The following is an 11,365-nucleotide window of genomic DNA, read 5'->3' on the forward strand; positions in this document are numbered from 1 at the left end:
GTCTTTCCAAATATTTGAATGTTGATTCATTTAAAAATAATCATAGACAGTAAAGGCAACTATATATTTATTGTAGAATAAAAAAACCGTCCGGTGAAAGTTAGAAGGTTTAAAAATAAACACAGGTAAAAATTATGATCGTTCATTTTATTCTCCCCGGAGAAACGCTGGAGAGCATTGCTAAGGAAATAAGCCTCGAGAATCCTCAATATCTTAAAGAATACCATAATCAGCACTGTACAAAAGAAGACTATATCATAGATCAGTTAAGACCGGGGAAAAAAGTTTTAATTCCTGATCCGGACAAAATCCTTCAGTACAATACAAATAATGCTGTTGCTGTTGCCAGACCGGAGTTTAATCCCAAACTGATTTTCAAGCCTGAAAAATCAGATATGAAGTATCAGGTGAAAATTGTGCAGGATAACAAAAAAGATAATAATGTCATTTCTTTTCAGGTTACCTTAACGTGGGTACGAAAAGATAAAGATGAGCACATATTTTATCTTTCAAAAAACAATTTCCAGGATGAGAATAATAGCAAAATGATTGATCTTGCCATACAATGCATTACATCGTTAAATCCGGTAGAAGTCAGGGTTAACGCCAAAGGTGAGATAACTAAAATAAACTTAACTAAAGAAGTAGCAGATAATTTTCAGCAGATCAAAGAAAGATTGTATGACCTTTTTCCCGATCAGTATGCTGCTTTATACATTGAAGAGTTTGAGTATGTTGTGCAGAATGAAAAACTCTTTGATGAGAGAATGAAGCAAGATACTTTCATTGCCATGTATTTTGCTCCGATAAGAAATGTTTTCACAAACGGGATCTCCACATTTGATCACTTGATTAGCGATGAAAGAATCCCCATAACCATTAATCAAAAAGTAAAAGATGTCAATTATTCGGAAGAGATAATCCTATTACAAGATCTTAAAAACGCTCATCCCCAGAATAATATAGATTACACAGGTAATTATACCCTTTATACAAAAACAGGGATCGTTAAAGATATAGGAATCAGTTACAATATTTCTCAATATGGTGTTAAATATACAACGGACTTATCAGTTTCCGATATGCTTTAAAAGTTCGTGAATACAGATATTTTAACTGTTATTTAAATCTATGATCGTAGAATTACGACATCAAATCGTAGAAATACGACAAAAAATAAAAATGGCATTTGAAAATTTTCAAAAAAAAAATAACGGTTTTATCTTTGTTACACAATCACTGAATCACAAAATATTATTAACGATTAAAATTTACAATCATGGCAAGTAATTCAAGAGGAATCTTAAAATTCAACGGTGGCGAAGGTCAAAAATTATTAAAGCTTAATTACAGCGTATCAAGATCTACAGACGTATCAGGAAGAGTAGCTTCAGATCCGTCAAACGCTATCATTAAACTTACAGTAGAGGCTACGGATAAATCAGACATCCTGGAAAGCCTACTTAACGGTAAATACAAACCAACATCAGGAGAAATTACATTCAACAAATCCCACGAAGAAGGAACATTGATTACTTTAAACTGGGAGAACGGATATGTAATCCAGCATGAAGTAGACTTCGATGCTATTGACAGCAACAACATGCTGATCAGCTTTGTTGTGAGTGCAGAGAAGATCAATTACGGAAATGCTGCTTTCGATGGAATCTGGCCTGTTAACTAACAGAGAATACCAATTAACATTCATAAAAAAGACTGTCCAAAAGGCGGTCTTTTTTACCATTGAAAGAATGTGAGATTAAGTTGCATTTCTGCCGTTTGGAACTGCTATATCACATTTTGAAGATATATTATCATATTGTTGAAAAAAACCAATATCTTAGTATAGAATAAAAATTTCAATGATAATAGTTTATAAATTGAAGAAATTTAATAAAAACAGCATCAAAGAAATTCACCGAAATCACAGATATTAATAAATTTTGAGAAAAATACTATAATGGGAGTCCTGGTAACCAACGAAACAGTAAAACAACTTTTTCATATTGCTCAGTCTATAGCAAGGGAAAATTACAATGCAACCTATGATGGTCCGCACATTCTTCAGGCTTTAATGCATAAAGATATCGGACTTAATGAATTTTTGAAGAACATTGATAAAGATCCCGGCTATTTCTATGAATGGGCAGATGTACGCATTGAAGACTATCTTAAAACCACTCATCTTCCTGAAGACATACAGGAAGGGGAAGCAGTAGATCGTATTCTGGAAGAAGCTGATGATATCAGGCTGAAACTTGGACTGGACGAGATTACCCCGATCTGTATCTTAACGGCCATAGTTAAGCCACAAGTCGCTTTTAGCTTACAGCAGCTCAAATCTTTGCCGCTTAGAGAACACGAAATATTCAATCTTTATAGAAAAGACACCCCTTTTGCAGCATCAGAGAACGGAGAATTTCCTTCCCTGTTTTCCAATGGATCAGACTTTTCAGATTCCTCATTTCCCTCTCTTAAAAACTATTGTGTAGACAGAACCTCACAAGCAAGAAAAGGAGAGCTGGAAAACATTATCGGAAGAGATAAAGAGCTGAGAATGCTTGTGGAAATCCTTTGCCGGAGAAGCAAACCCAATGTGATCATCATTGGAGAGCCGGGAGTAGGAAAAACTGCATTGGTAGAAGGCTTTGCCATTGAAATTACCAAAGGCAATGTACCTGAAATGCTTAAAAATGCCACTCTCTTAGAGTTGGACACAGGAGCCTTACTCGCAGGGACATCCTATAAAGGTGAGATTGAGGACCGTCTTAAAAAAGTAATCAACGAATGCAAAAAAATAGAAAAAGCCATTCTCTTTATTGATGAAATCCATACCCTCCTGGATCCTAAAGGAAGCATCGGAAACGTTGCCAATCTCCTGAAACCTGAACTGGCAAGAGGAGAAATTACCGTTATCGGAGCAACTACCCAGGAAGAGTACAGAAAGATCATCGAGCCTGAACAGGCTTTCAACCGCCGTTTTGAAGTTCTTACCGTTAACGAGCCGGATGAAAAAACCTGTGTTAAAATGATCGATGTCCTTCTTGAGGGCTATAAAAAGCATCATAATATCGAAGTAGAAAGAGCAGCCCTTCCGGAATGTGTACGCTTGGCAAAACGATATGCGAAGGGGAAAAAATTGCCGGATGCAGCCATCGATCTTTTAGACAGGACTATGGCGGCCATTAAAATGCTGGATGAACTTTCCGAAAAAGAACTGGAAAGCTGGAAAGAAAGATATGATGCCATTTTGCAGGAAGAATATCCTGATCCTAAAGACAAGGCCGACGAACTGATCTGGATGTATAACCTGTTAAGAGATAAAATAAGCCCGATTCTGTGGGGATCTTTGAGCGAGCAGCCAACCATTGACAATTCAATGCCGGTGGAGCAGATCCAGGTAATTATTGATGAAACCTATTCGGAATTATTAGAACACGCATCAAAGAAAAGAGAAAAAGTAGATCGTTTGGAGTTGGCTGCAGTAATGGCAGCAAAAACCAATATCCCGATCGGGAAGATTCAGGCGCAGGAAAAAGAAAAACTCCTGAATATGGAATCCCTTTTACTCAAAAGAGTCGTAGGTCAGGATCATGCCTTGAAAATCCTTTCGGATGCCATTGTTGAAAACCGGAGCGGCTTAAATAAACCGGGGCAGCCAATAGGCTCATTCTTCCTGTTAGGACCTACAGGAACAGGAAAAACGGAATTGGCAAAATCCATGGCGGAATTGCTTTTCAATGACGAAAAAGCAATGGTTCGTTTTGATATGTCCGAATTTAAGGAAGAACATTCCGCAGCGCTCTTATATGGAGCTCCTCCGGGATATGTTGGCTACGAAGAAGGAGGCATGCTGGTTAACAAAATCAGGCAGCAACCCTATACCGTAGTTTTATTTGATGAAATAGAAAAAGCACATCACTCTGTTTTTGATGTTTTTTTACAGATCATGGACGAAGGGAAAGTACATGATAAGCTGGGTAAAGAAGGAGACTTCAGTAACGCTTTGATCTTATTTACTTCCAACATCGGAAGCGAAGAAATCGTTAAGCAGTTTGAAGAAGGAAAAATTCCGGAGTCCTCTTCATTAATGCAAATTATGTCCAATTCCGGAAGATTCAGGCCGGAATTTTTAGCCAGGATTACAGAAATTATTCCGTTTGCCCCAATCACGGAATCTATTGCGGAAAGAATCTTTAATATCCAGGTGAAATCCCTTCATACTTCGTTAACGAGATTGGGAATGACTCTTAAAATCAGTGATGAAGCAGTCAGAAATCTTGCATTGGGCGGATTCAGCAGTAAGTATGGAGCCAGACAGATCTCAGGAGTCATTCGTGCACAGTTAGCCAGACCGATTTCTAAAATGATTGTAAGAGAAGAAGTAAAATCCGGACAGACCATTCATGCAGATTGGAACAAAGAGGAAGAAAAACTAAGCTGGAAAGTAGAGTGATAAGCAAAGAAAGCAAATAGGAAAAGGCTAAGAATGGCTTTAACTATCTTCGCTTTCTCAGCTAAAAATAATTAATATGAAACTCAAAAATATCTTTTTAATACTATTATTGATAAGCTTGTCACAGATTGTGAAAGGCCAGTTCCTTTCTGCATCCGATACCTCTGAAAATACTGTGAAGCGATACAAAAGTATTATTAATTCCAATAAAGAGATTGTTGAATTTATTGAATATTCACTGGTTCAAAAAGGACTGCCTAAACACCTAAGGAATTTGGCACTTATAGAATCTCATTTTGACAGAACCATTACTTCCCATGCAGGAGCAGTTGGGGTATGGCAGTTTATGACTTCACATGCCAATCAATATGGTCTTTCGGAACAGAACCGCACGGACTTGTATAAAAGTACAAAAACGGCTGTTGTTTCTCTGGCAAGCCTTTATAAAAAATATAATAATTGGGTTACCGTTGTGGCTGCTTATAACTGTGGCGAAGGAAATATTGCCAAAGCGATGTCGGCAGCAGGATCATCACAGTATCATATCTTTTATAAATACCTGCCTGCCGAAACCATTAATCATGTTAAAAAATATCTGAATGCATGTTATGCAACGGGTGAGCTGCAAAGTGTATTAGCCAATTACAACAGTTCACGGATGAATACAGTATTTTTTGCTGGGGGCGGAAGTCGGAAAAATAATACCTCATTATCTGAAACAGAAATTAATGCCGGCTTTAGCCTGGACGTTATTGCAGACGAACTTAAAATAAATGTGGATGAAATACTCGCATGGAATCCCGGAATTGTGGAGGAACTTCAAAACAAAGGAGAAAGCCTTTTCTATCTTCCAATGGATTTAATGCCGGATTTTCTTCTGAAAAAGAACAAAATATTATCCCGGTCCATCAAACAGGGAAGTAAATAGAAATATATAAACACTAAGCGATATCTATTAATCTACCAAACACAGATCATATGAAAGCAGAATCACAAAATATGTTGAAAAATCCTTCGTTTAAACCGTCTCAGAATGCAGACAGAGTTTCGGAGAATCACCATACCGGTATCAATCGTCTGGTGAAATTATCTTTGGTCATAGAAGGCAAGGTTATCAAATATTATAAGCATTTCAAACTGAAGCAAAGTGCACAGCGTCATCATGAATTCACGCTCACTTTAGCTCACGATACATTAGGAAGCCGTCAGACCCATACTCTGGAAGAAGCAAATAAATTTTTAGGAAAAAGGTTAACAGCCGTTATCTCCTATAAAGATATTGATAACAGCCCCGAAAGGACATTTGTGGGAGTGATCACGGGGGTAGGCTTCAGCCAGGAAAAGATGAGTCTGGGAAATATTGTTCTGTCAGGGTACAGCCCAACTATTTTATTGGATGGGGCACCTCATATCCAGAGTTTTGGAGGAGATCAGCCTGTTAATATGGGAATTATTGCTGAAGAAGTCATAAAGCAGGGAATAGATAAAAGCCGTTTCGATGTGAGAGTGGATACCAATGATTATTCACAGATTATTTACAGCTGTCAGTACGATGAAACGCACTATAATTACCTGGCCAGAATGGCGGAAGCCTATGGAGAACAATTCTATTACGACGGAGAAGTGCTTCATTTTGGAAAACTTCCGCCTCAGAATAAACCTATCAGATTGCTATACGGAAGCAATGTCAATGATATTAAAGTAGAATTGAAGGCCGTACACACCAAGCCGCAATTTTACGGTTATAACAGCAGCAAAAATGAAAAGCTGACGTCCGGAGCTACTCCTGTGCAGCATGTAGGAGACCTTGCCAAGACTGCTTACGAGCATAATGATAAAATTTATAAAACACCTGCCTTACAGGTAGCACCAATTAAAGCTTCGACTCATCTCGATGTGGAATATTCACAGAAAAGTACGTCGGGAAGCCAGGCCGTGAATGTATTTTCCCTATCCGGAAGCACAACGGTTCCTTTCTTACATCCCGGCTGTATTGCAGATGTACAGATGCGTAAACCCGATTCCAATGAAACATCTTATTTCACCAGAATAATGGTTACAGAAGTTGTTCATGAAATCGACACCATAGGCCACTATAAAGGCAGTTTTGAATCCATAGCAGCCGATACAGGTTTCCTTCCAAAACCTGATTTCACTATTCCGAAGGCAGAACCTCAGATTGCCACCGTAATATCCAATGCCGATCCTGAAAGTCAGGGAAGAGTACAGGTGAAATTCGATTGGCAGAACAGTGAGGGAACTCATTTCGTACGCGTAATGAGCCCGGATGCAGGAGGTACAGACCGTGTTACGGAAAACAGAGGCTATGTAGCTGTTCCGGAGGTTGGGGATCAGGTTATGGTCAATTTTGTGCACAGCCATCCGGACAGGCCTTTCGTCATGGGAGGAATGTTCCACGGAGGTGTTGGATTAGGAGGAGGCGTAGACAACAGGGTGAAATCCATACAAACCAGAAGCGGGCACAGAGTGGTATTTACCGAGGATGAAAGTATCATCATTACGGATAAATCAGGAAATGAAATCCACCTGGATACCACAGGAAGCAACATCACCATTACTGCCCCGGAAACCATGACATTGAACTGTAGAAATATGAACATCAATGTCGGAGAAAACATGACGACAACAGTGGGAATGAATAAATCCGACAGCATTGGTATGAATAATACCCAGAGCGTGGGAGCCATGAAACTTACCTCAGTTGTGGGAGATGCAAGCGTATTTATCACAGGTAAGCTAACGGAGATGATTGATGGGGATGTACACACGCAAACTGCAAAAGGCAAAACCGTTGTCAACAGTGAAGGAGGAATAGAAACTTCCAGCAATGGTAAAATCGTGAAACATGCCCAAAGCAATATTGAAAATAAAAGCGGAGAAAAAGGCAAAAACTATTAACTGAATTCTTATGAGCAGAATACGAATTGTAAGAGGTAAGATATTCGAAAGTGTAGGAGAAGACCTTAACTATTATTCCGAGACCGATATCCGGGAGTATTCGGCAGAATACCACTCGGAAAAAAGTGAAACAGTAATCAAAAAAGATGGAAATCCTGAAAAGCCATCAGCAGGAGAAATAAAAGCGAAATGTTTAGTGCAGTTCAGGCCCCATGATAAATATAAAGATAGTCCCAATTTTGGATTTGATTGGTTAAGAGTCGGAGATTCCGGACAAAAGGGAGATAACTGGTTTGGTGGAATTATGGGGAAATATTACAAACCAGATAATGTTACACCTTTCGATGATACCAATAAATGGAATAACAATTTTCGAAAAGAATTGGCTATGTATGATAAGAAGCTTAAGAGTTATAAAAGCTTCTCTCTGACATGGAAAAAAGTAAACAAGAAACCATATCTGTATCCTATTCCTACATTAACATTACTTAAAGGTAAAACCGCAACATTTAATCTTAAAATCGAGATACAGGAGAAACCCAAAAAACTTTCATTCGAATTCCGGGATAAAGGTGCAGAAAAATATCTGAGCCTTAATAAGAAAGAGATAGGAGATGTGAAAAAAGGTAAATATGACAAGTTTGAATATCTGAAAATTACCTGTAAAGAAAGCTTTGATAAAGAACAAATACTGTATGTAAAAGCAGATGGTGAAATTTGTGGAGCATTAAGGATACATCCTAATTCATCTGAATTTAGAAAAAATATTAATGTGGTTTTCATTAATGTGAGTACTAATATATCAGGAATAATAAAAACGGGAAGCCCTGCTCCGGGAGGGAAAGAATTTTTTATTAATTGTTGCAATCAGGCTCTGGTAACGCCAAATATTGTTTTGGAAAAAGATGTTTTAGACTGTACAGGTAATTTTTTTGGAAATAAGTTCAAAACAAAATTTACGAGTATGGGAGTATTGCAAAATAAAAAACCTGGACAAAAAATAACCAATATTACTGGAATGAAAGATTATCTTGAAGGAAAACTTAAAGATCAATTCGGAGATAAATATAAAGGGTACTATGTTCTCTATTTTATAGGAGAAGAGGCCAACTGGAATGGATTTTCAAACTATGGCTGGAGTACATGCGTTCAATTTGGAACACATAATAAGGCTACTATCGCACACGAAACCATACACGCAATGTATTTACCTCATACTTTTGCAAGTGTAAGTAAAGGAGGTGGTGTCCCGAAATATACCTATGAGGCAAAAAAAACCAATAATTTAATGGATTACAGCCATATTGACGGCATTGAAAGATTTTGCTTATTTATATGGCAGTGGAATGTTTTAAACAGTAAAATTAAAGTATAAGTAATTTTTCAAACTGCTAAAAAATGAAAACAATAAATAAGATGGTTTTTATCAGCATATTGTTGTTGCTGGTATCATGCAATGGTCAAAATAAAGATGTATCAAGCGATAAAAAGAAAAATAATAAAATGATAGAAAAATTTGATTTTGAAGAATATAAAAAAAGAGAATCTGCTGTACATATAATCAAAAAACATGATACGGTTATTAGTATGATGCTGATTGAAAATAAAATAGGAACATATACTGAAATACCTCCAAAACCTTCTTTCAAAACCATATATAAAGAATTTTATGCTAACGGAAACATTAAAAAGAAAGAAACATTCATAGGAGAGAAAACAAAAGTAGATACTTCAGAATATTATGATGAAAACGGGAATGTTGAAAAAGTGGATGAAAATAAAAAATTCGGAAAAATAAAACCCGAAGATGCTTTAAAATTTTTAGAGACTAAAAAAATCATCAATTTTTCTACTGGAAAAGGCAGATTTTTAGAGAACGGACAATCTTCTTTCGAAATCCACTTTGATGAAAATAAAAAGGAATATACAATCGTAATTGAAGAAGGAAAACCCAATACACCTCCTTTTGATGGAATAGGAGAACCACCAGCTTTTTTACCACTAATTTATACTATGGATGGAGAAACGGGTAAAATAAAGGAGCTCAAATAAATGCTAGATTTTGTAAAATGTCATCTGGGCAAATCTTATAAAAAAATAAAGACAAGAATACCAATTGTAAATAAAGATATGATAAAAGGCAGTTTAAGTTTTCTTAAATTGCCTTAATTTTTTCTTAATATTTCCCAATTTTGTGTAAAAATATAAGTGTGATCTTGACTTTTTAATGTTGTTAACTTTCTTATTTATAGTATTTTATGGATTTGTTTATTTCCAAAGTCGTAGAATTACGACATCAAATCGTAGAAATACGACAAAAAACAAGATAGCTGTTTAAAAACTTTTCAGAACGAAACAAGAGGTCTATCTTTGGGATACTAAACATCACCAAATCACAAAATATTATTAACGATTAAAATTTACAATCATGGCAAGCAATTCAAGAGGAATCTTAAAATTCAACAACGGCGAAGAGCAAAAATTATTAAAGCTTAATTACAGCGTATCAAGATCTACAGACGTATCAGGAAGAGTAGCTTCAGATCCGTCAAACGCTATCATTAAACTTACAGTAGAGGCTACGGATAAATCAGATATCCTGGAAAGCCTACTTAACGGTAAATACAAACCGACATCAGGAGAAATTACATTCAACAAATCCCACGAAGAAGGAACATTGATTACTTTAAACTGGGAAAATGGGTACGTAATCCAGCATGAAGTAGACTTCGATGCTATTGACAGCAACAACATGCTGATCAGCTTTATAGTGAGTGCAGAGAAGATCAATTACGGAAATGCTGCTTTTGAAGGATTATGGCCTGGAGGAGGATCCGGTAACTAAAAATCCACATCATCTTAGTAAAATAAAATTGGTACAGAATAGTGCACTCACCCGAGTTTACTATTCTGTTTTTCTGTTTCTGCTACAATATGGAGCTAAACTCGCCTATAGAATTACCATTGAATATATTCAGTCAGTATAAACCATGAATATTACAAGCTATAATCAAAATATTAATTAAAACATAAATGCCATGTTTCAAGATGATCAATCGTCAAAAGGACCTGCTCCAAAAGCCGGAAAACCTTCCATTAGCAAGCAGATGGGAGAAATGGCAAAAACGCAGGCAATAAATAAAACTACCGGGAAAATTCAGGAAAAAACAGCCGGGAAAACTCAGAAAGCCACTCAGAAAATTGCCCAGGCTCAAACATATGCAGGTATAGCTCAGAATGCGTCCAATATGTTTATGAATCAAAAAATGCAGTCTACAGCACCCACTCTGGTAGAAAATAAAGTGTGGTCTAAACAGCCGACTTCCAAAATACATAATGCGAAAGCCATTCCTGAAAATCAGATTTTGGGAATCAATCGTGTGGTAAAGCTGGATATCGTTGTGGAAGGACAGGTAATCAAACATTTCAAGCATTTTAAACTCAAACAAAGTGCGATGAGGCATCATGAGTTTGACCTGATGCTTGCGCACGACACTTTAGGCAGTGCCGAAAATCATAATTTAGAAGGTGCCCAAAACTTTTTAGGAAAACGCATTACTGTAGTTTTCAAATATAAAGATGTAGAGGACGGTCCCGAAAGAAGCTTTGTAGGAGTTATTACAGAAGTCGGATTCAGTCAGGAAAAAGGAAGTTTAGGAAATATTGTGCTTACAGGGTACAGTCCGACAATACTTTTGGATGCAGCACCTCATATTCAAAGTTTTGGCGGCGGACAGGAAATAAGCTTGAACAGTATTGCCGATCAGGTTATTAAGGAAGGATTAGGACAAAATAAATTTGATTTCCGTGTAGACGCACAACATGGCAATGTTTCCTACAGCTCACAGTATGAAGAAACCCATTACAATTACCTTGCACGGATCGCAGAAGCATATGGTGAACAGTTTTATTATGACGGGGAAGTGTTGCATTTCGGAAAACTTCCGCCTCAGGAAAAACCCGTTAAACTTACTTACGGAAGCAGTGTGA

General features: G+C 37.0%; 9 protein-coding genes. All 9 read left to right on the top strand.

Features of this window, described 5'->3' with window-relative positions:
* The first annotated feature begins 134 nt into the window (after nucleotides 1-134).
* Entirely contained in the window at nucleotides 135-1,091 is a 957-nt protein-coding gene (locus tag ACGHIN_RS10055; RefSeq protein ID WP_390453024.1) for a hypothetical protein, read from the top strand.
* A gap of 188 nt (nucleotides 1,092-1,279) precedes the next feature.
* Entirely contained in the window at nucleotides 1,280-1,684 is a 405-nt protein-coding gene (tssD, locus tag ACGHIN_RS10060) for a type VI secretion system tube protein TssD (protein WP_390453026.1), read from the top strand.
* Between the two features lie 276 nt (nucleotides 1,685-1,960).
* Nucleotides 1,961-4,456: an ATP-dependent Clp protease ATP-binding subunit gene (locus ACGHIN_RS10065; RefSeq protein WP_390453028.1), complete on the top strand. Its 2,496-nt coding sequence runs from the start codon at nucleotides 1,961-1,963 to the stop codon at nucleotides 4,454-4,456.
* A 76-nt stretch (nucleotides 4,457-4,532) separates the two neighbouring features.
* A complete protein-coding gene (locus ACGHIN_RS10070) occupies nucleotides 4,533-5,384 on the top strand; it encodes a lytic transglycosylase domain-containing protein (protein WP_390453030.1) in 852 nt (283 codons plus the stop codon).
* Nucleotides 5,385-5,434: 50 nt separating this feature from the next.
* Nucleotides 5,435-7,375, top strand: a complete 1,941-nt coding sequence (locus ACGHIN_RS10075) for a type VI secretion system Vgr family protein (protein WP_390453032.1) — start codon at nucleotides 5,435-5,437, stop codon at nucleotides 7,373-7,375.
* 10 nt (nucleotides 7,376-7,385) lie between these two features.
* The gene (locus ACGHIN_RS10080) at nucleotides 7,386-8,750 is read left to right on the top strand and encodes a hypothetical protein (RefSeq protein WP_390453034.1); all 1,365 of its coding nucleotides are present in this window, start codon (nucleotides 7,386-7,388) and stop codon (nucleotides 8,748-8,750) included.
* Nucleotides 8,751-8,773: 23 nt separating this feature from the next.
* On the top strand, nucleotides 8,774-9,427 hold the full coding sequence (locus ACGHIN_RS10085; protein WP_390453036.1) for a hypothetical protein: 654 nt from the start codon (nucleotides 8,774-8,776) through the stop codon (nucleotides 9,425-9,427).
* Between the two features lie 376 nt (nucleotides 9,428-9,803).
* A complete protein-coding gene (tssD, locus tag ACGHIN_RS10090) occupies nucleotides 9,804-10,220 on the top strand; it encodes a type VI secretion system tube protein TssD (RefSeq protein ID WP_390453037.1) in 417 nt (138 codons plus the stop codon).
* Between the two features lie 193 nt (nucleotides 10,221-10,413).
* On the top strand, nucleotides 10,414-11,365 hold a 952-nt coding region (locus ACGHIN_RS10095), incomplete at its 3' end, for a contractile injection system protein, VgrG/Pvc8 family (protein WP_390453039.1).

It is taken from the genome of Chryseobacterium barbadense (assembly GCF_042849955.1).
In the GTDB taxonomy this organism is placed as follows: Bacteria; Bacteroidota; Bacteroidia; order Flavobacteriales; family Weeksellaceae; genus Chryseobacterium.

Excerpts from the sequence above, each read along its gene's own strand:
- ACGHIN_RS10065 (WP_390453028.1), top strand. The coding sequence starts at position 1,961 with ATGGGAGTCCTGGTAACCAACGAAACAGTAAAACAACTTTTTCATATT.
- ACGHIN_RS10055 (WP_390453024.1), top strand. The coding sequence starts at position 135 with ATGATCGTTCATTTTATTCTCCCCGGAGAAACGCTGGAGAGCATTGCT.
- ACGHIN_RS10080 (WP_390453034.1), top strand. The coding sequence starts at position 7,386 with ATGAGCAGAATACGAATTGTAAGAGGTAAGATATTCGAAAGTGTAGGA.
- ACGHIN_RS10075 (WP_390453032.1), top strand. The coding sequence starts at position 5,435 with ATGAAAGCAGAATCACAAAATATGTTGAAAAATCCTTCGTTTAAACCG.
- ACGHIN_RS10070 (WP_390453030.1), top strand. The coding sequence starts at position 4,533 with ATGAAACTCAAAAATATCTTTTTAATACTATTATTGATAAGCTTGTCA.
- tssD (WP_390453026.1), top strand. The coding sequence starts at position 1,280 with ATGGCAAGTAATTCAAGAGGAATCTTAAAATTCAACGGTGGCGAAGGT.
- ACGHIN_RS10085 (WP_390453036.1), top strand. The coding sequence starts at position 8,774 with ATGAAAACAATAAATAAGATGGTTTTTATCAGCATATTGTTGTTGCTG.
- tssD (WP_390453037.1), top strand. The coding sequence starts at position 9,804 with ATGGCAAGCAATTCAAGAGGAATCTTAAAATTCAACAACGGCGAAGAG.